A 19218-nucleotide genomic window follows, 5' to 3' on the forward strand; every position below is an offset into this window, starting at 1 on the left:
ATCCGCCCGGCTCTGACCATAGGCTTGCGCCTTGGCTCCAGCCGGTTTCCAGGCCGTCGACTTTTTCACATTCACCGGCTCATTCCCCTACCCCGACCCTTTTCAGCGCTGAGTTTGTTCCGGGCGACGAACCGTTGCATAAGATCGGCCTGCAGGCGGTTGCCCGCCGGAAAGGCCCCCCCAGGGGCAAACCGGGCGCGGGAATTTCGGGGGTGGGGGTGGGTCGACCCCAAGGGGGGTCGACGGCGCGGACCCCGCCTCTGATTTTCAATCAGCGGCGCTGGCGTCTGGTTCGTCAACGAATTCAAGGGCCTGTTGCCCTTCGTGCGACTTGGATTGTGCGACTTGCCCCTCGCCCACGCTGAAAACCTCAATGAATTCAGCGTCGGTCGCCTCGGAGGGCATGGCCTGCGCATACCCCTCGATCTGGACCACGACCGACGGCGCCACGCCTTCGCCCTTGACCTCCATGGCCAGCGGCTGGCGCTGATCCGTGTAGGGCAGGAGATCCGCCAGCTCGTCGCCGATCATCTTCAGCGCATCCTTCAGGCCGAACCCCGCCGCCGCCTCGCCGATCCGCTTGATCGATCGCTCGATGGCCCGGGCCAGATCGTCCGGCAATTCCCCAGCCAGGCCGCGCAGCTCCTCGCGCACGACCTGTCTCAGCCAGTCGTCGCGACCCTCCTGCGCCTTGCGCACGTGCTGGACCAGCTCCAGAGCCTTGTTCACCCGCGCCTTCGCCATCGATCCGCCGGCCGCCTTCAGCTCCGCCGGCGTCACCATGCACAGCGCCGCCGACTGTTGCGCCGCGCTGGCCCCATACTTCGCCGCGATGAACCCCTGCAGATCCTTCGCCCGTCGATTGGTCGACCCCTTGGGCCTGCCCCGCTTCGCCGGAGCCACCGACCCCCCCGACATTAAATCCCCTTGTTTAATCACCTTCCACGCCTTCCAAGCCGGTTTCTACGATTATCCGAACAATTTCTGAGGGGTGGATACCTTGGAAGTTCTGGAAGGCGTGGAAGGTGGGTGTTTCATGTTGCGCGACGTTTTCGGCTCCTGATCTCTCACGTAACAGGGCCAAGCGGTTTCCACGCCTTCCACGCCTTCCACGCGGTTAAGCCGTTGATCTTTCGCAACTTCAGATGGAAGGCCGCTGGAATGTCTGGAAACCCCAGACCCGCCGCGCAGAACGCTGCGCGCCCACCCTGCAGGTTAAGCCGGGAAGGGTCAGGGTTTGCATAAGAGGCGATAGTAGGGAGGCCCGCGCGGGTCCGGGTCAGAACCCGAACCCTCAAGCGGCGCGAGGCGCGCACCGCGCCCCAAGCGGGGCGCTGCGCCTCGCAGACCATGCCGAACGGCTGGCGCCGTTCGATGGGTGTTGACAGCCTGCCAAGTGTCCGCTAATCAGACATTACGCACCACGGCAACGGGCCGGGCGCGCTTCGGAAGGGACCGAAACCATGCTGGATCGTTCAGCCATCGCCAAAGCTCTAGCTAAGGCCATCGCACACAAGCAGGCCGGAAATCACGCGCTCGCGGAAGAATGGGCCGCGCACCTGATCTTTCTGCTGGACTGCGTAGAAATCTGCCCGTTGGCCTGTGAAGTACAACAGGCGCCCGCACGATGAGCGCTCTTGATCTGTTCGCCGAAACCCTCACGCTCTCCGCCCGCACGGCGCCGCGCGCGCCGACTTACCAGCCTTCAGGCCTGCAGGAACGCGCCGCGCGCTTCGGATGCCAGACACTGGCCGACTTCGAGGCGCTGGAGCTGCTGCTGTCCCGCACGGCGCCCAAGCTGGCGGGCAACCATGCGAAGGCCCTCCTTCAGCGTTATTCGAGCCTAGGCGCGGTGCTGGCGGTGCCGTCGCAGGCGCTGGCCCAGATGGTCGGGAGCGCCGCCGCGCTTGATTTGAAACTCATTAGGTATGAGCAAATGGTGGCACGACCCCAAGCGCGTGAAGGAAGATCGCCGAAAGATCGCAACCTGGCCAACGGCGCAGATCAGGCAGCGCATCGCCGATCAACTGGCCAGCATCGAGGGCACCCAGTTTTCAATCGCGATCATGCGAGACGAGCTGGCCAAGCGTGGAGAACCTGACCATGACTGACCGCCCGCCCCACGCCTCCGAGCTGGTCGCCCGCTATGGCGAGGCCCTGGCCGGTCCGGAGTGGGGCGCGGCGCTTGCCCGCCTCACCGGGATCAATCAGCGCACCATGAGCCGCATTCGCGCCGCCGCGCGCGAGGGCCGCGAGTATCCCGCCGCGCGCGGGGTGCTGGCGGCCCTGCACGAGGCCTTGACGGCCGTGCTGGACCAACTGGCCCCCCACGCCCGCCGCTAGTCGTCCGCGTCGCCCCCGTCGTCCGGGAACGCCGCCGCCAGGCGCACGAAGACGCCCCATCGCTTTTTGTCCAGCCCCTTGCCGCAGACGCCCGCCTGGGCGATCTCTGGCGGCGCGCGCTGCAATGTGGTCGCCCACACGCCCGTCGCGCCAGATACCCCGCTCCACGTCGTGCCGGCGTAGAGCTTGCGCACCTCCGGATGTGAGCCCGGGAAGAAAAGCCGCGCGTTTTCCCAGTTTTTCAGGGCGCCCTTCGGCCAGGTCAGGGCCAGCCCCACCGCCGCGCACGCCTCCTCCGCGTCCACGCTCCCGATGTCGCCATTGGCGCGCATCGCCGCCAGCACGCCGCCGACGGTCGTAAACCCGCCCTTGCGATGCTTCAGGGCCTCCGGCGCCACGTCCAGCGGGTGTTTGAGGCAATCGCGCCAGTCCTCCGTGCGGTTGGCCGTCTCCGAGCGGTCCGACGGCTTCAGCGCGTCGGCCCAGAAGTCCAGCTCCGCCTGCGTCGGGTCCGTGTCCGACAGCGCCATATGCTCCGCCGCGATCAGGGCGCCGAACTGGTCGGCCCCGCGCGGATCGTGCCCCGCCTTGATCAGCGCATGCCGAAACGCCTTCAGCACGCGCGGCCAGCGTGGCCAGCCGTCGATCATCCGCCGCAACAGCTCGCCGCCGATCCTCAACAGCGCCGTGGCGTCAAACTCCAGGTCGCGCACCTCCGCGCCCTCCGGGAGATCCGGAAACGGCTGGAGCTGCAGCACCGCGAACCGGCTCTGGTCCTGCCCCCGCATCGGCGGGATATTGATGCTCGAACAGATGAACGGGCTTCGGCACTGGTATTCCCGGCTCACCCCGTCCTGACTGCCCCGGTTGATCGACCCGCCCGAGCTGGCGGTGCGGATCAGCTCGATGATCGCCATCACCTTGTTCGTATTGCCTTCGCTCTGGGCTTCCAGCTCGTCCACCCAGACCGGCGTGCAATCGTGGCGCAGCTTCTGATAAATGCCCGGCCCCGAGGTATTCACCGACTTCATCAGCGCCCGGCCCAGCACGTGGCCCAGCACCTCCTGCAGGCGGCTCTTGCCGCTCCCCCGCTCGCCGGTCAGATAGACCGCCGCGCGCCACTCCAGCGCCCCGCTCATCATCGCCATGCACAGCCAGCCGATCAGCAGGCGCGGGTCGGTTTCGGGCCGCCGCCAGGTCCAGGTTTCCAGCAGGGTCAGCAGCTCCGCCGCCGGGCCCTGGCTTCCGGCCGGCACGCGATCCGGCGCGGGTCTGGGCAGGGGCGGACGCGCCGGAAACACCCACTCGCCATGCCGCCCCGGCGGCAGCCAGCGGCCGTGATACAGCACCCGGTCGCCCGCGTGATAGATCAGCGCCCCGCGCTCGTCCTGCCAGGCCCCGCGCCCGCGCACCCGGTCGCCGTCATCGAAAACACCCACAAAGGCGCACGCGTCCTGCAACGCCTGGCGCGCATCGTCCGCGTCCCAGCCGGTCACCGGCGGCGGCCCGCCTCGCGTGCCCTTGCCGAACCGTGGCCAGGCCCATTCCAGATACCGCGACCGTCCGGCGAAGATCGAGCCCAGCGGCCCCTTCCCCGATGAATTCGACTTGAACGCCTCGATGGCGCCCAGGGTGTTCAGGAAGAAATAGACGTCCTCATTCTTGCCCAGCGGCGTGACCGGGCAGTTGGGCGGCAACCGGGTCAGGGGATCGGCGAAACTCAGCCAGGCCCCCGGCGCCACCAGATCCAGCACCCGGCCATAGCCGTCGGTCACCGGCATCTCGTCGCCCGGCATCGGGTCGGCCTTCGACGCCTCCAGCAGGCTCTCCAGCTCCTCGCCCTCGATCGCCAGCGCCCCTGCGATGGGGTCATCTTCTCGTTTACGCGTCACTCAAACAGCCCCCGTGTCGCCGCCATCGCCGCCGGGTTCAGCCACAGGCTTTCCGTCCGCTTGCGCGCCCCATCGGCCAGCGCCTCAATATCGATCCTCCGCCACCCAGGCAGCGCGTCCGAATAGATCTCCGATGGGTATCCCGACAGCATCACCATGCTCTGGCAGGCGTTCAGCCAGGCCAACAGCTCGCCGTGCTGCGCGTCGTCCATTTCATGCTTGTAGGCGTGCTCAAGCGACCCATGCGTCCGCTTCTTGGATCGGGTGTCATGCAGATAGGGCGGGTCCACATAGAGGCAGGTATCCGGCCCATCAAACCGCGCCATGATCCCCATCGCGGGCCGGTTTTCGATCACCACGCCCTGCAGGCGTTCCGTGATGGCCAGCAAGGCCGCCGGCATCCCCGTCCAGTCCTTGGCCGGATGCTTGCCGCTCCGATTGCTGTCAGCCCGAAACCCGGTGCGCCGGCGCAACGCGACGGCGGTCGATCCGAAGCCCATAAAGGAGCGCGCGACCAGCAGGCGGGCGTTCTCGATGGGATCCGGCGCAACCTGATAGGTCGCCTCAAATTCATCGCGCGCAAAAGGCGTGAGCGAGATCCGGCGGGAGAGCTCGAGCGCATGATCCGGGTCACGCAGCACCCGAAACAGGTTCACCACCTCACCGTCCAGATCGTTGTAGATCTCCGCATAGGATGGCGCCTTGCGCAGCAGCACGCCCGCCGCGCCACCGAACGGCTCGACATAGGTCCGATGCGGCGGCATGTGCCGGATCACCCACGGCGCCAGCCGCCATTTTCCGCCCATGTACCTGAGCGGCGGTCTCCAGGGCGCGTTCAATACCCGGCCCGCCCGTTGATCTGGCGCACCAGGCGGCGCGCCTTGCCGCGCGCCATCACGACAGCCGCGTCCGCGTCGCGCGGCGTGCCGGCGATCACCAGCCGCCACACCCCGCCGCGCGGCCCGGTCACCTTCAGGCACATGTGCGGGCCCTCGTTCGCCAGCGCCGACGCCAACCCCCACGGCGCCAGCACCTCGCGGATGGCCTCGACCTGCAGGCGCGCGGCCTTGGTCAGGTGGATGGCGCTACTCATGGCCGTACCCGTTCAGCCGCGCCAGCGCGCCCGCGTGGCCGTGACACTCGACCAGTCGCTGGGCGGTCTGGACCCAGGCCCACTCGCGCCGACTTGCCTTGGAGATACCGCTGTCACTGTCGCCCCCGGGGCGAACGACATCCTCCGGCGCCAATGTCAGGGCGAACGCAAGGTAACTCTCCGACCAGGGCGAACCCGGCGCGGACATGGTGCAATTCAGCGATCTCATGATCTTCCCCCCTCCGGCGCCCGTTTCGGGTCGCCCTGCGCGCGCTGGAACGCACGCTCCACCACGTCGCTCACGTCGCGTTCGGTCCAGGGGCGGCGCGGGTCGCCCGTCGCCATCGACAGCCCCGCCGAAACCAGCCCGCGCAGGGCCTCGCCCCGGTCCAGCTCGCCGCCGGCCACCAGCCGCCCGATCCCGTAGGCGTTGCGATGCAGCGTCTCGTTCTGCTTGCCGGCCGGCGCGTGGGCCACCTCGGCGCGGGCCGCGTCCAGCGCGCCCTGCCCATAGCCGCCGCCCGTCCCGCGCGGCCCGTCGCGATACACCGCCGGCGCCGGCGGCCGTTCCACCGGCGGCGCCACGATCCGCAGCAGCCACCAGGGCGCGGGCGCGGGCTCGATCTCCCACGGCGCGCACCCCTCGGCCCACTCATACCGCCGCCCGCTGGGATGCAGCGACGGCGGCAGCACCACGTATCCGCCCGCCCCGCGCACATCCAGGTGCGCCGCAAACTTGCTGACCCCGTTGCGGATCTCCACGCCCCAGGGCAGCGTGCCCGGCCAGCGATAGAACAACTGCCCCCCGCCGCCGCCGGTATGCTGGCGCACCGTCGCGGGCAGTCGTCCGTTCGCCGCCGCCAGCGCCAGCAGGCTCTCGATCCCCTCCGGCCCGTCCACGTCCAGCACCCAGCACCGGCTGGCCGCCCCCGTCGCCATGCCGATGTTGGACGTCGGCTGCGCCACCACTCCGCGCGGCATCCGCTCGTCCGCCGACTTCTTCTCCCGCATCGGCAGCGAGGCGCGCCCCGCCCACCGCGCCGCCGCCAGCGCCGGATCGTCGCTCGCCGCCTTCAGGCCGGTCGTGAAGCCATAGGGTTTCTTCTGCCCCGGCTGCAGCGGAAACACCGCCAAGCCCAGGGCGGCGTAGTCATGGGCCTCGCGGGCGAGGTCGAGGGCGCCGCTCACGCCGCCACCCCATCCGCGCCCGTCACCCCCAGCCGGGCCAGCACCACCCGGGCGCACATCAGCACCAGGGCCATTTCCAGCCGCTCGATCTGGGCGTCGAACGCGCCGCCATCGTCGCGGCGGTCTTCCACCCACGCGGCATGCTTGTGGATCGTCGAGCGGTTAAGCCCCGTCGCCTCCGCCACCCGTTCGGGCGAGGCGTTGGCCACCACGGTCACCAGATAGCAGGCCACCTTGCGGCATCGCGCCGTCAGGTCGTCCACCGTGCGCCCGCGCCGGCCGTTGCCCTGCAGCACCTTGCGCACGTCGCCGCCAAATTCCGTGGCCGCCAGATCGCAGGCCATCAGCCAGGCCGCCCGCGCCTGCGCCGCATCGGTGTTCAGCCGCCGCTGGGCATATCCGGGCCTGATCAGGATCTCGCCCATGCTCAATCCTCGTCCAGATAGTAGGGCCGCAACGGCCCGGGCGATGCAGGGGCGGGCCGCGCCGCGCGGGTCGGCGGATCGCTCAGCGAGGCATGGGCCTGCGCCCGGGCCAGCGCCGCCTCCAGCTCGCCGGCCAGATCCGACCGCACCAGCGCCGTCTCGCCGGCAAACCGCGTCGCCAGCTTCAGGCAGGCCAGCCAGGGATTGGCCGCGCTGTAGGGTTCGCACGGCATCACCGCCTTGTGAGCCCGCGCGCAGGCCCGCTCCAGCGGGTGCATCGGGCGGGTCGGAGTGCGGATGGCCAGCGCCACCTGCGTGGCCAGCTCGACCCAGCGGGCGACGTCGGCGGCGGTGCGGCGGGTCATGGGCGCGCCCCCATCCAGACACTTTTGAGCGCGTCGCGATGCGACATTCGCGCCACCGGTAGCCGCCGCATGCGGCGCTGCGGCCCCTTGGCGCGATGGGCCAGCCGCAGCGGCACGATCGGCACGCTCCGGGGCGTCCAGCCCAGCGACAGCGGGCTATCTCGATAGATCCTGTTCTTCATGTTCTCCGAACGGGTGACCTCCCGCAGGTTCACGGAGCGCCGGTTGTCCAGACCGTCGCCATTGATGTGGTCGACGTGCATATCTGCCGGCACCGGGGCCATCAGCCAGCGGTGGAGCTGGATGGATGCGCCGTCGACGCGGCCCTGGACGTAGTGGTTAATCCGATGATGCCGACACGTTCCCCGCACTGAGTTCCAGTAGAGCGCCTGCACGCGCTCCAGATCGACCGCGTCAATCAGGGTGTGCAGGCCGGATGGGAGCCTGATCAGAACGAAAGGGCTCATGTGGAGACCCGTTCGCGCTCTAGCCAATCGCTCGCCGACACCGCCCCGCCGGTCCAAGCGGCCACCTTCTGCTTCAGTTTCTCCGATGGCCTGCGCCAGTCCGGATCATCGAACGGCAGGCACACCCGGCGCACCTGCTCGTGGCTGCATCCCAGCAGGGGGGCCACGTCGCGCGGGCCGAGACGCCGTTCGAACAGGTAGTGGGCAAACCGGCAGCGGGGGCGAGGATCTGGCGGGCATTTGCTCATTTCGGCGAGGTCCTGAAAACGTCTCGACCGGATCGGTGTGTGATTTGGTGTTAATGACAACCCTTTTTGTGTGTATCATTCACACCATGTTTGCCGTCGAACACAGAGCGCGTTCGGTGTTTCGTCACGAGATGACCGACCGACAGCGTTCCCGCCCTAGCGAAGCCCAGATCTACGGAACGGCGTTGCGTCGCCTCCGGCAGGCGAGGGGGCTTTCCCAGTTGGCCGCCGCCGAACTCGCCAACACTCATCAACAGTCTTGGCAGCGCTATGAAGCGGCGGAGAACAATGCCCTACTCAAGACCACACTCCAGCGCCGCCTTGCGGAGGCCATTGGCGCCTCCCACGGTGACTTTCTTCTGGAGGTTGATCGGCTGACCGAAGCCGCGCCACGCGCTAACCGCTCAATGGGCGATTTTGAGTTTCCCATGCCCGGGCGAGTTCGGGCTAGCCCTCAGGGGTTGCACATCTTTGATGAAGGGGAGCCCGGCACGATGGATATTTCCCATCTATTCGGGCGCTCTACACGGATCATGCAGGTCGCCGGCGAGAGCATGGTGCCCTACGTTTTTCCCGGGAGTTTTGTCGCCTACAATATCGGCCAGCCGCCCAGGCGCGGCGAGGGTTGCGTCGTCGAAACCACCTCCGGCGACTACTACATCAAGCTCTACGACCGCACAGTCGGCGGCACTCTCTATGTCACTGAGCTGCATCCAAAAGAAAAGGAACTCCGCTTCGATCTGGCCGAGGTTCGCGGGCTCCACGCCGTGGTGATCCGCGGCGGCTAATGCCCGCAGGCAACCCGGCTCAATTCGTAGGCGTCCCGGATATTTCGCTGCCTGTAGGCCTGGGCGCGGGCGACAAGTTGGACCTCAGCCACCCGCTGGCCAACCCTGCTGAGGGTCCAGTCGCGCAGTTCGCCATTCGCTTGGGTCGTTGCGTATCGGCGATCCAGATCGATACCTTCGCGGATCCTGGATATCGCGCCATCCACATCATCGCCACTATCCTCCGCCCTGATCAGCATCAGTGTCATCTGCCTGCAGGCTTCTGCGCGCTCTGCCTGGGTCGGCTTGGCCGCCGGGGGAGTGGTGATCGCTGCTACCGCTGCGAGTAAAATTCCGATCATCATCCACTGTCGCACAATCCCTCGCGGCGGTGAAACACCATAGTGGGCCACTACTTTGGTGTTGACGGCACCAACAAACACACCGTTTTAGTGTTTCCCGTGAAACGCACGGAACCTAAACCATGCCACCCAACACCCAGCGCACCGTCGATCCCGGCGGTGTTTTTGCCCCGGTCCAGCCGGATCGGCGCATCGCCTCCGCCCTGCGCGGCCTGATCTGGGCCGCCATCTTCCTCGCCACGGTCGTGATCGTCCTGGCCAAGGCGGGGGCGGTCTGATGCAGCATCCCTGCAAGTTCTGGCTCGACGCCACCACCCCGCCGCGCGACTTCGCCGCCGTGGCCTTCCTCGCCGATCACATCCACACCCTGCGCGCCGGGCGGCCCATCGAGATCGTCCCGGCCATCGTCACCTCGGAGGCCTTCTCCGGCCAGGCCCTGATCGTGCGCTACGCCGACGAGGCCGCCGGAACCCTGGGCTACGCCGTGATCGGTGCGCCCGAATACGTCCGCGCCCGCCAGCTCGAACTGCTGGACGGCGCGCTCTACCGGCTCGATCCGCTCAGGGCGGTGGCGTGATGGCGGACCTGCAAATCTTCCCGGACCTCGGACCTGAAGCCTTTGCGCGCTTGCTGGCTGACAATGGTCGCCCGGCCCCCTGGGTGGCGGGCGAGGATGGCGAGATCCACGCCGCGAACCGGCAGTGTGTTCTGGTCGTCGATCCAAACTCCGAGCAATCCGACGGCTGCGTGCTGGCGATTGCCGAGGCTGTCGCGCAGGCCGTCAACAACTGCGCAGGCCTCACACGCCGCCGCCCGGGCAACGCCTGATGCGCCGCCTCTGCGAAGTCCTCATCCTCGTCGCCCTGTCGGCCTTCACCGTGGGCGCCATCGGCTACGGCTGGGTCCTGCTGATCCTGCAATCGCTGGAGGTCACCTCTTGAGCGACACACCCGACATTCTCGACACCCACGCCGCCGCCGCCGAGGCCGGCGTCTGCTATGACACCTTCCGCAAACAGTGGCGGGCCTGGTCCGATCCGGCCCACCCCGCCTTCTGCCAGTTTCCCGCGCCCTGCCGCTATCCGCCGCCGGGCCAGCGCGGAACCTATGGCTGGCGGCGCAGCGCCGTGGCCGAGTGGAAGCTGCATCGTGAGCGGGCGTTCGGCGCCGCCCACATCCAGCCGCGCGGCGTCCACGTCAGCCGCCAGAAGGCCGCCAGCGCCCTCACACCCGCCGTTCTGCGCCTACGCGCCGAGCTGGCCCGCATCATGGAGCGCATGGAATGACCGGCCCACCCCTGAACCCCGGCGATATCGTCTGGCAGATCCCCGCCGACCCCGCCCTGCCGCTCACCGTCATCGAGAACGACGGCGGCGGGATGGTGCTGGTGGAATGGACCACTCCCGACGGCCCGCGCCAGACCTTCGTGGCCGCCGACACCCTCACCGACGTCAACCCCAACGGCTAAGGAGATAGCCCGCAATGGTCGCCTACCAGTTCGAACCCCGCCACCACGACGCCATCCTTGACGGCTCCAAACCCTTCACCCTGCGCGCCTCACAGAAGAAGCGCCACGCGAAGATCAGCGAGGAGATCCAGTTCCTGCCCGGCCGCGCCAAGCCCAAGTTCGCCATCGGCGAATGCGTCTATCGCGCCACCGTCACGCTCTCCGACCACGGCCTGATGAACATCGCCAACGTCGAGGCGCTGGGCGTGGCCGGCGCGGCCATCGACCGCATGTTCCAGTGCGCCCGCTGCGGCGCGCCCCAGGCCCGGGCCTACCTTGAGATCTTCGCCGCCGTCGACGGCTTCACCACCTGGGCCGATCTGGTCCGCTGGCACGCCGAACAGGGGGAGCCAGACGCGGGCGGCCTGATCGTCCGCGAGGTGATCGGCTGGACAGACGCCACGGCTGTCAAGACCACCCCATGAGCGCCATCGACGACGCCATCCTTGCCCTGCGCGGTCGCCTGCAGGCCGCCCTCTACGATCAGCCGCTGATCCGCGATAAGCTGGGCATGGCCGACATCGCCACCGTCGCCGACGCCGCGATCACCAGTGCCAATGTGCGCACCCTGCTGGAGGGGATCGTCGCCGCCCAGGCCGTGAAGACCGCCATCGCCGCCGATATCCCGGCCCCGCCATCCAGCGTCACCGGCGCGCTGGGCGACTACAACCCCATCGCTGTCGAGATCGGCGATATCTACGGCCTGTTCTAGCGCCCTTGACACATCACCCAAACAGCGCCTTTTCTGTCGCGGGGCATCAACACCCCGTGTGCATAGGCGCGTTGCGGACGAACTTCCGCACCCCGCTTCAAGTCCAGGGTCCCGGCGCGCATGTCCAAGGCGCGAGCCTAAAGGCGTCGGGGCGTGACCTATGCCACGTGTTGAAACCCTGGATGCGGCGCCGCTTCAACACGGTCGAGCTGTGTCCATCACGACGCATAGGAACGACCATGACCACAACCAACAACGACGCCCCCCTGCCTGTCGTGCAGGCGCTTCTGGCCGCCCGGGCGTATTGCGCCCTGCTCAACTGTGTCGATCTCGAACGCTGGGGATCCCTGGCCCAGCCGCAGGTCAGGGGATTGGCCCAGCTTGCCTTCATTGTAGTGGGCGAGCTGGAAACCGCGCTCAGCGCCGACTTCGATCTCGACGTGCTGGACGCTCGCACTTGATGGCTTGATCTGCTGTGGGTGGCCGCGCAAGGTCGCCCACGGCGTCTCTTTGGAAGGAGCCGCAGCCGATGGTAATGCTTATCCCCCTCACCAACTCCACACTCGTCGCGCTGGTCGATGACGAGGACTTTGATCTCGTCGATCGCTGGCATTGGCACGCCGCGTACGGTCGCGGCGTCCGGCCGTACGCGACGAGAACCGGCTCCGCTGGTTCTCGCACTGATGGCTCCCGCAGGGCTACGCGCATCCGCCTCCACCGCTTTCTCTTGAATGCACCGCGCGGCGCTCTTGTTGATCATATCAACCGCGACACCTTGGACTGCCAACGGGCCAATCTTCGCCTATGTGACGCCTCTCAAAATGCTGCAAACCGCATCCCGCAGGATGCCACGAGATGGCGGGGCGTGCACGTCCGGGCCAACCGATGGCGCGCGCAGATCAAGGTGCGCGGTCAGCTAATCCTACTCGGCTATTTTGCTACGCCCGAGGACGCCGCGCGGGCTTACGACGCAGCGGCCCGCGCCGCCTTCGGTGAATTCGCCATCCTCAATTTCGGAGACGTCAGATGAACCAGCGTAAAGGGGTCCCGAGCGGTTGGCATTGGAGGGACGCAAAACCGAGATGGATACCCTCGCCCACCCTGCGCCGCGCCGGCTGGAAGGGTCGCGACCTCAAGGACGCCGCCGGCCGCTGGCTGGCGCGCGGGGCCAGCATTGATGCGGCGCAGGCCCTCGTGGCCGCTGTGGCGACGTGGAAGGCGGGCGGGCTGGTGCCGCCCGCCCTGGCCGCCAGCGCCCCCTCCGGCGCGGGCCAGACGCCCGGCGCAGGCCTGCCCGTCGCCGCCGAGGATCGCCGCAGCCTGGGCGCCCTGCTCGACGCCTATCTGGGCGCACCCGAGCGCGCCATCGCCCCCAGCCGCGAATTCGAGGCCATCCGCAACAAGCCGGACCGCCGCTCCAAGCTCTCGCGCCTGCTGGACGTGCTGGCGGGCTATCCGCTGAAGCCCACGGCCGCCGCCGATCTGCCCCGCTACCAGGCCGCCCGCGCCCGCGTGCGCAGCTTCTCCATCGACGTGCTGGAGCCGCCGGCCTTCGAGGACACCCCGGATCTGTCCCAGGCTCAGGGGCCGCTCTATGACGCCTACTGGACCCTGCATGAGAAGGTCGGCCGCAACATGGCCCACGGCGTGCTGGGCGATACCTCCGCCTTCCTCGAATGGTGCGTCAAGCGCCGCGCCCTGCGCCAGAACTGGGCCAAGCTGGTCGACCGCGAAACCCCGCCCGGCCGCATCCGCGTCGGCACATGGCCCGAGCTGCGCGCCCTGATCAGCGCCGCCGAGGCGATGGGCCTGCCCTCGATCGCCGACAGCATCATCCTGGGCGTCGATCTTTCGTGGTCCCAGACCGACCGTCTCAAGCTCACCTGGGGCCAGATCAGCGCCGACAACACCGTCAAGGGCACGCGCCAGAAGACCGGGCGGAAGGGCGAGACGCCGCTGCTGGCCACCCTGGGCGTCCCGCGCCTGCAGCAGATCCGCGCCCGCCAGGCCGAACGCTTCGGCCCCAACGTCACGCCCACCCACGTGATCCTCTGCGACCTGACCGGCAAGCCATGGTCGGCCCGCTACTACCGCCAGAAGTTCGACGAGGTGCGCACGCAAGCCGCCAAGGCGGTGCCCAGCGTCGCCACCCTGCTGGATCTCGACCTCCGCGACACCGCCATCACCGTCGGCAAGGCCGCCGGCCTCTCCAACGAGGAGATCGCCACCCGCTCGCTCCACTCCATGAAGCGCATCGCCGACGTGCTGGACAAACACTACACCGAGCTGGGCCAGGACATCGCCAACGCCGGCGCCAAAAAGCTCAACGACTATCTGGCGGCGGGAGGGATCAGGCTGTGACGGAAATGCTTGAGCGCGTGCGACGCGCCATCGAGGCGGCGATCAGCTTCGACCGGGATATGGAGGCGGGCTGGGGTTTCATGCTTCCGGAGCGCCAGACCAGCATCTGCCGGGCCGTACTCCATGCCATGCGCGAACCCACTGATGAAATGGCCTATCCGAGGCTCACACCCGAGCAGATTGCAATGCTGAAAGACCCCGAAGCCGACTACTGGCCAAACGACGGCAGCTATTTTGATTTTCACCGCGCCGACGACGCGGCCGGCATCTGGCGCGCCATGATGGCGCGCGCCCTGGGTGAACATCCGTGAGACTTGAACGTCTTTTCACGCCCGCCAAGGCCCGTTCCCGCCCGGTCGCGCCGCGCTAACTGACTGATATTGTTGGGACCGCCAACACCGCGTTCTTATCCCAAACCAGATGCGCTACCAGGCTGCGCTACGCCCCGATTGCGTTGGAGCCCTGCATTATGGGCGTTTCACAATTTCCGCAAACCTAACTCGCCGATTATGTGGATCGATCCATAAGTTTGAACACGCCCGAGCAGCGAACGATGTCCACGCCGCGCACATGCAGGCGCCCGTCCGCGAAGGCGACATCGCGGGTGGCGCGGCTCATGGTGGCCTCTCCGATGACCCAGTCGCCCTTGCGGGCCATGTGCAGGTAGTCGAGGGACAGGTGGATGGTCACGGCGATCTTGCCCGAGCCGCGGCCCACAGCGCCGGCCAGAAGCCCATCCGCAAACGCCGACAGCATGCCGCCGTGAACGATGCCGATGCCGTTGGTGTGGCGCGGCAGGGCGAAGAACGCCTGTTCGACGGAACGCCCCTCGCCCAGCCGGTGGAAATAAGGGCCGTTGCGGGTGGAGAACGCACCGCGGCCGTTCGAGCGGACAAAGCCCTCAGGGGGCTCGGGGATAACATCGTCTTCGTCGGTCATCGGGTGGCGGCTCTGGGTTTCAGGCTGATCTCGTAGAGTCGGGGCCAGTTCTTGCCCGTGACGAACAAGCGGTCCTGTCTGGCGTCATAGGCGATCCCGTTGGGTACGGCGTCGGCGTCGCGGCGCCGCGCGGCCTCGGGCAGTTCGGAAAGGTCGATCACGCTCCTGACGACGCCGGTTTTCGGATCGATCCGGGCGATCAGGTTGGTTTGCCAGACATTGGCGTAGACCTCGCCCTTCACCCACTCGATCTCGTTCAGGTTCCGCAGCGGCCGGCCCTCGGCGGTGACCCGGACCCGGCGCACCTCGCGAAAGGTCATGGGATCGAGAAACCGCAGGACCGGGGTGCCGTCGCTGAGAATCAGATGCTTGCCATCCTGCGTCAGGCCCCAGCCCTCGCCCGGATATCTGAAGGTCGACTTCAAGGCGAAGGTCTTGCGATCCCAGCGGAACCCGACCTGGTCGCGCCAGGTGACGCTGATCAGTTCTCCGCCCCAGTTGACCATGCCCTCCCCGAACATGGTGGGCGAAATGGCCTGCGACTGCAGCACCGCGCCGTCGGACAGGCGCACTCGCCGGATGTTGGACTGGCCGATCTGGCCCGTGCTTTCGTAGAGCGCGCCATCCAGAAAGAGCAGCCCTTGCGTATAGGCGCGGGGGTCGTGGGGATAGGTCGCCTTGATGGTCACCCCGAACACCGGCAGGGCGGCTGCGGCGGGGCCGCCGGTCAGCAGCGCCAGACAGGCGACGACGAGCGCGACCCACGCTCTCAGGTGATGATGCAACGGCAAGGGAGGCTCCCGATCCGGTCCGTCGCCGTGTTTGGGACCAATGCCCGGCCCGCGCAAGCGGTGGATCAGAGGCTGGCGGCCTCGATTGCGGCCACCACCAGCCCCTTCGGGCCGTCGGCGAACTGGACCATCACCCGCTCACCCGGCAACAGGTCCTCGATCCCCGAACGCCGCAGCGTTTCGATGTGAACAAAGATATCGCCGGGCTCGTTGTCACGCACCACAAAGCCATAGCCCTTGGCCCTGTTGAACCACTTGACCCGGGCTTCCTCCATCGGGCCGCTGGCCTCGATCGTCGGGCGTGACGATCGTGCAATGTAGCCCTCAGGACGAAGTCTCATAGGGTCATCGGCGTGCCGCTCACTGAGCTGGACAGAGGATTCATCCACCAGCACGACCTCCGCCACCTGCCAGCCCTTGGACCGGCGGACGACATCGCAGGTAATGGTTGCGCCCTCGGGACAGCTCTCGCGTCCGGACGGCCGCAGGCTGGTGACGTGGAGCAAAACGTCCTTGAGATCTGTCTGACTGGGATCATCCGGCACGATGAACCCATACCCCTTGCCGGCGTCGAACCATTTGACCCGCCCGCAAATTCGCACAGGCGGCGACCCGTCGTCCTGCTCGATCTCGTAACCAGCCATGCGTCCCCCGGCCCGCTACCTTCGGCGCCTTTTGCAGGCGTCGTTGACGAGAGTGTTCCCGATAGTTGGGGGGCGTCAATGGAATTCGCGGGGAGGCTCTCTCTACAAGTCAAGAGAAAACAACCCGGAGGTGAGCTCGCGTGGCAGTCCCTAGGGGAGTCGAACCCCTCTCTCCAGGTTGAAAACCTGGCGTCCTAACCGATAGACGAAGGGACCACTCGGCGCGAGGCGCGCTCTATAGACGCCTTCGAATTGAGGCGCAAGCCGAGGCCCGCAGCCTCAGAGCTGTCGGGGGTCAGCCACGTCCTCGATCTCCAGCTGGACGCCTTCGCGGCCTTGCCAGTCGTCGGGCTTGAGGCGCCCGGCCACATGAATGTGCCCCCCCTCGGAGAGCAGGCGACGGCCGAGATCAGTGTCCTCGCAGCGCCAGGCGATAGCCTTGAGGCGGCCGCCGGTCCGATCCACGAGCGTGCACCGGACATGCCCGCCGCGAAGCGCCATCGGTCGCTCAACACGGGCGTCCGCCAGCGCGAACAGGGGCTCGGGATTGCCCGGTCCGAAGGGGGCCAGGCGCTGAAAGTCGGTCCACAGGGTTCGATCCGCCCCCCGCGTCGTGATCAGGGCGTCAAACTCCAGCGCGTCCTCGGATGCAGCGATCTCGCACTCTCCCGCCATCATCTCGCAGAGGAAGGCCCGCAGTTCGGGGATAGTGTCGGGGCGCACCGACAGACCCGCCGCCATGGCGTGCCCGCCGCCGGACAGCAGCAATCCCTGCTCATAGGCCGCCTGCACCGCCCGGCCGAGGTTTACGCCGGGCTGGGACCGACCAGAGCCCTTGCCCACGTTGCCGGGTCGGTCGATGCCGATCACGATCACCGGCTTGCGATAGCGTTCCCGGAGGCGTCCGGCCACTATGCCGATCACGCCGGGATGCCAGCCGTCCTCGGCCACCACAAGGCAAGGGGCGTCGGCCTGGTTACTGGCCCGTTCGATGTGGCGAACGGCAGCCTCCTGAACCTCCTGCTCGACCGTCTTGCGCGAACCGTTGAGTTCATCGAGCTCTGCCGCCAGCGCCACGGCCTCCTGCGGATCATCGGTCGAGAGCAGGCGGGCGCCCAGGTCGGCACGGCCGATTCGGCCTCCGGCATTGATTCGCGGGCCCAGCAGGAAGCCCACATGGAACACCGAAGCCGGACCCTCGGCCTTGGAAACATCCTTCAACGCCTTCAGTCCGGGATTGCCCCAGCCGGACATGACCTTCAGCCCCTGGCTCGCCAGGGCGCGATTGAACCCGCTGAGCTGCGTCACGTCGCAGATGGCGCCCATGGCGGCGAGATCCAGCCAGGCGCGGATATCGGGTTCAGCAACAGCCTCAAACAGTCCGCGCCGACGGGCTTCACGGTTAAGCGCCGCCAACAGGACGAACACCACCCCGGCGGCGGCCAGGTGCCCCTGCCCCGATCGACAGTCCGGCCTATTCGGATTGACGAGCGCCGCCACCGCGGGGATCTCGCCGGGGCGCATGAGGTGATGGTCGACCACCACCACGGGCAGCTCGATACTCGCCGCAAACGCCAGGGCGTCGTGGGCCGCAGCCCCGCAATCCACGGTAATGACGAGATCCGCGCCCTCATCCTTGAGACGCCGGAACGCCGCCGGGGACGGGCCATAGCCCTCGAGGATCCGGTCGGGCACATAGATGGAAATCTCCAGACCCATGGCCCGGAACCAGCGCACCAGTTGGGCTGCGGACGAGGCGCCGTCGACGTCATAGTCGGCAAATACCGCCACCTTGCGCCGGGCGACCAGCGCATCGACCAGCAGGCCGGCTGCGCGATCCATATCCGCAAAGGACGAGGGATCGGGAAACAGCGCCTTCAGGGTCGGATTGAGGAAATCGCCGCCCTGCTCGGCCGAGACGCCACGCGACGCCAGCGCCCGCGCCAGCGGCTCGGAAAGGCCATGCGTCAGCTGATGCCGGCGCGTGGTTTCAGAATTCGCAGGCCGCTCGCGCCACAGCCGTCCCGACAGGGAACGGGAGACACCCAGATATCCCTCGGGGTGCGCGCTACCGTCGGCCATGTCGCCGTGTTCCATCCACTCAGGCCGTTCTCAAAGCGCGAGTATCGGCCCTGCTGACGCGAGTCGCCAGTCGAAGCGTCAGACCGGCCGCTTCATCCGCACTTCCCGGACCGTACGGGTTGCCGAATTCATCACCAGGGTGTGGGTATGGACGAAGCCGTCCTTCACCGTGACCCCGTCGAGCAGCGCGCCCTTGGTGACGCCCGTCGCGCAGAAGATCGCATCAGCCCGGACCATCTCGTGAAGGTCGTACTTCTTGTCCAGGTCGGTGATTCCCACCCGGGCGGCGCGGGTGCGCTCATCGGCGTTGCGGAACACCAGTCTGCCCTGGAACTGTCCGCCCACGCATTTCAGCGCCGCGCAGGCCAGAACGCCTTCCGGCGCGCCGCCCGAGCCAAGGTAGAGGTCCACACCCGTTTCCGGATCGGCGGTATTCATCACACCGGCCACGTCACCATCGGTGATCAGGTAGACGCGGGCGCCAACCTCGCGCAGTCCGGCGATGATTTCGGCGTGACGAGGGCGATCCAGCACACACACGGTGATCTCGGAGGCCTCGACACCCTTGGCCGCCGCCAACGCCCTGACGTTATCCGCCGGGCTCTTGTCCAGGTCGATGACCCCTGCCGGATAGCCCGGGCCACAGGCGATCTTGTCCATGTAGGTGTCCGGCGCGTTCAGCATGGTGCCCTTTGGCGCCCAGGCCATCACCGCCAGTGCGTTGGCCATGGCCTTGGCGGTCAGCGTGGTGCCTTCCAGCGGATCAAGCGCGATATCGATCTTGTGCTTGCCGCCTTTGCCGACCTTTTCGCCGATATAGAGCATCGGCGCCTCGTCGCGCTCGCCTTCGCCGATGACGATCTCGCCGTCGATCTCCAGATCGTTCAGCGCTGTGCGCATGGCGTCAACGGCGGCCTGATCGGCCTCCTTCTCGTCGCCGCGCCCGACCATCGTCCAGGCCGCAATCGCCGCAATCTCGCAGACGCGCACGGCGTCCAGAACAAGGCTGCGATCCAGAACTTCAGAGCTCATT

31 protein-coding genes and 1 tRNA gene are annotated in these 19218 nt (G+C 67.5%); 15 read left to right on the plus strand and 17 right to left on the minus strand.

The annotated features are described in order from the left end of the window. Window positions 1–267: 267 nt before the first annotated feature. The gene (locus ACIQ3B_RS09805; RefSeq protein WP_397402038.1) at window positions 268–918 is read right to left on the minus strand and encodes a hypothetical protein; all 651 of its coding nucleotides are present in this window, start codon (window positions 916–918) and stop codon (window positions 268–270) included. A 545-nt stretch (window positions 919–1463) separates the two neighbouring features. Here ACIQ3B_RS09805 and ACIQ3B_RS09810 point away from each other — a divergent pair. Genes ACIQ3B_RS09810 through ACIQ3B_RS09820 form a run of 3 tightly spaced genes read left to right on the plus strand, consistent with a single transcriptional unit; the run spans window position 1464 to window position 2343 of the window. Then, window positions 1464–1631 carry a hypothetical protein gene (locus ACIQ3B_RS09810; protein WP_397402040.1) on the plus strand — a complete coding sequence of 56 codons (168 nt, stop codon included), beginning with the start codon at window positions 1464–1466 and terminating at the stop codon, window positions 1629–1631. Then, entirely contained in the window at window positions 1628–2101 is a 474-nt protein-coding gene (locus tag ACIQ3B_RS09815) for a hypothetical protein (RefSeq protein ID WP_397402042.1), read from the plus strand. The genes ACIQ3B_RS09810 and ACIQ3B_RS09815 overlap by 4 nt, the downstream gene beginning before the upstream one ends. A 2-nt stretch (window positions 2102–2103) precedes the next feature. Continuing rightward, on the plus strand, window positions 2104–2343 hold the full coding sequence (locus ACIQ3B_RS09820) for a hypothetical protein (protein WP_397402044.1): 240 nt from the start codon (window positions 2104–2106) through the stop codon (window positions 2341–2343). Here the strand turns inward: ACIQ3B_RS09820 and ACIQ3B_RS09825 are convergent. From ACIQ3B_RS09825 to ACIQ3B_RS09865, 9 genes are read right to left on the minus strand one after another with little or no spacing between them, the layout of a single operon-like run. Beyond that, the gene (locus ACIQ3B_RS09825) at window positions 2340–4235 is read right to left on the minus strand and encodes a hypothetical protein (protein ID WP_397402046.1); all 1896 of its coding nucleotides are present in this window, start codon (window positions 4233–4235) and stop codon (window positions 2340–2342) included. The two genes, ACIQ3B_RS09820 and ACIQ3B_RS09825, sit on opposite strands and share 4 nt — an antisense overlap. Next, window positions 4232–5074 (minus strand): DNA adenine methylase, encoded by an 843-nt coding sequence (locus ACIQ3B_RS09830; protein WP_397402048.1) that lies wholly within the window; start codon window positions 5072–5074, stop codon window positions 4232–4234. Before ACIQ3B_RS09830 ends, ACIQ3B_RS09825 begins: the two co-directional genes overlap by 4 nt. After that, entirely contained in the window at window positions 5071–5328 is a 258-nt protein-coding gene (locus tag ACIQ3B_RS09835; RefSeq protein ID WP_397402050.1) for a hypothetical protein, read from the minus strand. Before ACIQ3B_RS09835 ends, ACIQ3B_RS09830 begins: the two co-directional genes overlap by 4 nt. Next, complete coding sequence (locus ACIQ3B_RS09840; protein ID WP_397402052.1) at window positions 5321–5557, minus strand: hypothetical protein; 237 nt, start codon at window positions 5555–5557, stop codon at window positions 5321–5323. The genes ACIQ3B_RS09835 and ACIQ3B_RS09840 overlap by 8 nt, the downstream gene beginning before the upstream one ends. Next, a complete protein-coding gene (locus ACIQ3B_RS09845; RefSeq protein WP_397402054.1) occupies window positions 5554–6573 on the minus strand; it encodes a bifunctional DNA primase/polymerase in 1020 nt (339 codons plus the stop codon). Before ACIQ3B_RS09845 ends, ACIQ3B_RS09840 begins: the two co-directional genes overlap by 4 nt. Beyond that, entirely contained in the window at window positions 6513–6941 is a 429-nt protein-coding gene (locus tag ACIQ3B_RS09850) for a hypothetical protein (RefSeq protein WP_397402056.1), read from the minus strand. The genes ACIQ3B_RS09845 and ACIQ3B_RS09850 overlap by 61 nt, the downstream gene beginning before the upstream one ends. Window positions 6942–6943: 2 nt before the next feature. Next, window positions 6944–7306, minus strand: coding sequence for a hypothetical protein (locus ACIQ3B_RS09855; RefSeq protein WP_397402058.1), 363 nt, complete (start codon window positions 7304–7306; stop codon window positions 6944–6946). Beyond that, window positions 7303–7773: an HNH endonuclease gene (locus ACIQ3B_RS09860; RefSeq protein WP_397402060.1), complete on the minus strand. Its 471-nt coding sequence runs from the start codon at window positions 7771–7773 to the stop codon at window positions 7303–7305. Before ACIQ3B_RS09860 ends, ACIQ3B_RS09855 begins: the two co-directional genes overlap by 4 nt. Further along, window positions 7770–8021, minus strand: a complete 252-nt coding sequence (locus tag ACIQ3B_RS09865; RefSeq protein WP_397402062.1) for a hypothetical protein — start codon at window positions 8019–8021, stop codon at window positions 7770–7772. The genes ACIQ3B_RS09860 and ACIQ3B_RS09865 overlap by 4 nt, the downstream gene beginning before the upstream one ends. Window positions 8022–8074: 53 nt before the next feature. On the opposite strand from ACIQ3B_RS09865, the gene ACIQ3B_RS09870 reads away from it, so the two are divergent. Further along, window positions 8075–8809, plus strand: coding sequence for a helix-turn-helix transcriptional regulator (locus ACIQ3B_RS09870; RefSeq protein WP_397402064.1), 735 nt, complete (start codon window positions 8075–8077; stop codon window positions 8807–8809). On the opposite strand, the gene ACIQ3B_RS09875 is transcribed toward ACIQ3B_RS09870, so the two are convergent. Then, a complete protein-coding gene (locus tag ACIQ3B_RS09875) occupies window positions 8806–9057 on the minus strand; it encodes a hypothetical protein (RefSeq protein WP_397402066.1) in 252 nt (83 codons plus the stop codon). The two genes, ACIQ3B_RS09870 and ACIQ3B_RS09875, sit on opposite strands and share 4 nt — an antisense overlap. 215 nt (window positions 9058–9272) lie before the next feature. Here ACIQ3B_RS09875 and ACIQ3B_RS09880 point away from each other — a divergent pair, with 215 nt between their 5' ends. The 11 genes from ACIQ3B_RS09880 (at window position 9273) to ACIQ3B_RS09930 (ending at window position 14040) form a co-directional block, all read left to right on the plus strand. Continuing rightward, entirely contained in the window at window positions 9273–9428 is a 156-nt protein-coding gene (locus tag ACIQ3B_RS09880) for a hypothetical protein (protein WP_397402068.1), read from the plus strand. Continuing rightward, on the plus strand, window positions 9428–9727 hold the full coding sequence (locus ACIQ3B_RS09885) for a hypothetical protein (protein ID WP_397402070.1): 300 nt from the start codon (window positions 9428–9430) through the stop codon (window positions 9725–9727). Before ACIQ3B_RS09880 ends, ACIQ3B_RS09885 begins: the two co-directional genes overlap by 1 nt. Next, window positions 9727–9978, plus strand: coding sequence for a hypothetical protein (locus ACIQ3B_RS09890; RefSeq protein ID WP_397402072.1), 252 nt, complete (start codon window positions 9727–9729; stop codon window positions 9976–9978). Before ACIQ3B_RS09885 ends, ACIQ3B_RS09890 begins: the two co-directional genes overlap by 1 nt. Window positions 9979–10087: 109 nt before the next feature. Then, on the plus strand, window positions 10088–10435 hold the full coding sequence (locus ACIQ3B_RS09895; protein WP_397402074.1) for a hypothetical protein: 348 nt from the start codon (window positions 10088–10090) through the stop codon (window positions 10433–10435). Beyond that, the gene (locus ACIQ3B_RS09900; RefSeq protein WP_397402075.1) at window positions 10432–10617 is read left to right on the plus strand and encodes a hypothetical protein; all 186 of its coding nucleotides are present in this window, start codon (window positions 10432–10434) and stop codon (window positions 10615–10617) included. Before ACIQ3B_RS09895 ends, ACIQ3B_RS09900 begins: the two co-directional genes overlap by 4 nt. Window positions 10618–10631: 14 nt before the next feature. Further along, entirely contained in the window at window positions 10632–11081 is a 450-nt protein-coding gene (locus ACIQ3B_RS09905) for a hypothetical protein (protein ID WP_397402077.1), read from the plus strand. Next, entirely contained in the window at window positions 11078–11368 is a 291-nt protein-coding gene (locus ACIQ3B_RS09910; protein ID WP_397402079.1) for a hypothetical protein, read from the plus strand. The genes ACIQ3B_RS09905 and ACIQ3B_RS09910 overlap by 4 nt, the downstream gene beginning before the upstream one ends. Before the next feature lie 239 nt (window positions 11369–11607). Next, window positions 11608–11829: a hypothetical protein gene (locus ACIQ3B_RS09915; RefSeq protein WP_397402081.1), complete on the plus strand. Its 222-nt coding sequence runs from the start codon at window positions 11608–11610 to the stop codon at window positions 11827–11829. Window positions 11830–11903: 74 nt separating this feature from the next. Continuing rightward, window positions 11904–12398: an HNH endonuclease gene (locus ACIQ3B_RS09920; RefSeq protein WP_397402083.1), complete on the plus strand. Its 495-nt coding sequence runs from the start codon at window positions 11904–11906 to the stop codon at window positions 12396–12398. Continuing rightward, entirely contained in the window at window positions 12395–13729 is a 1335-nt protein-coding gene (locus ACIQ3B_RS09925) for a hypothetical protein (RefSeq protein WP_397402085.1), read from the plus strand. Before ACIQ3B_RS09920 ends, ACIQ3B_RS09925 begins: the two co-directional genes overlap by 4 nt. Continuing rightward, window positions 13726–14040 carry a hypothetical protein gene (locus tag ACIQ3B_RS09930; RefSeq protein WP_397402087.1) on the plus strand — a complete coding sequence of 105 codons (315 nt, stop codon included), beginning with the start codon at window positions 13726–13728 and terminating at the stop codon, window positions 14038–14040. Before ACIQ3B_RS09925 ends, ACIQ3B_RS09930 begins: the two co-directional genes overlap by 4 nt. Before the next feature lie 196 nt (window positions 14041–14236). Here the strand turns inward: ACIQ3B_RS09930 and ACIQ3B_RS09935 are convergent, their stop codons facing one another. The 6 genes from ACIQ3B_RS09935 to glpX form a co-directional block, all read right to left on the minus strand. Continuing rightward, a complete protein-coding gene (locus ACIQ3B_RS09935; protein ID WP_397402089.1) occupies window positions 14237–14668 on the minus strand; it encodes a PaaI family thioesterase in 432 nt (143 codons plus the stop codon). Further along, the gene (locus ACIQ3B_RS09940) at window positions 14665–15459 is read right to left on the minus strand and encodes a glutaminyl-peptide cyclotransferase (protein WP_397402091.1); all 795 of its coding nucleotides are present in this window, start codon (window positions 15457–15459) and stop codon (window positions 14665–14667) included. The genes ACIQ3B_RS09935 and ACIQ3B_RS09940 overlap by 4 nt, the downstream gene beginning before the upstream one ends. A gap of 65 nt (window positions 15460–15524) precedes the next feature. Beyond that, complete coding sequence (locus tag ACIQ3B_RS09945) at window positions 15525–16103, minus strand: cold-shock protein (protein WP_397402093.1); 579 nt, start codon at window positions 16101–16103, stop codon at window positions 15525–15527. A gap of 141 nt (window positions 16104–16244) precedes the next feature. After that, window positions 16245–16319 (minus strand) — tRNA-Glu (locus ACIQ3B_RS09950). A gap of 63 nt (window positions 16320–16382) precedes the next feature. Beyond that, entirely contained in the window at window positions 16383–18185 is a 1803-nt protein-coding gene (gene recJ, locus ACIQ3B_RS09955) for a single-stranded-DNA-specific exonuclease RecJ (RefSeq protein WP_397402094.1), read from the minus strand. Between the two features lie 78 nt (window positions 18186–18263). Beyond that, window positions 18264–19217 carry a class II fructose-bisphosphatase gene (gene glpX, locus ACIQ3B_RS09960; RefSeq protein ID WP_397402096.1) on the minus strand — a complete coding sequence of 318 codons (954 nt, stop codon included), beginning with the start codon at window positions 19215–19217 and terminating at the stop codon, window positions 18264–18266. Window position 19218 lies beyond the last annotated feature (1 nt).

Source organism: Phenylobacterium sp. (assembly GCF_044358365.1).
Taxonomy (GTDB): Bacteria; Pseudomonadota; Alphaproteobacteria; order Caulobacterales; family Caulobacteraceae; genus Phenylobacterium.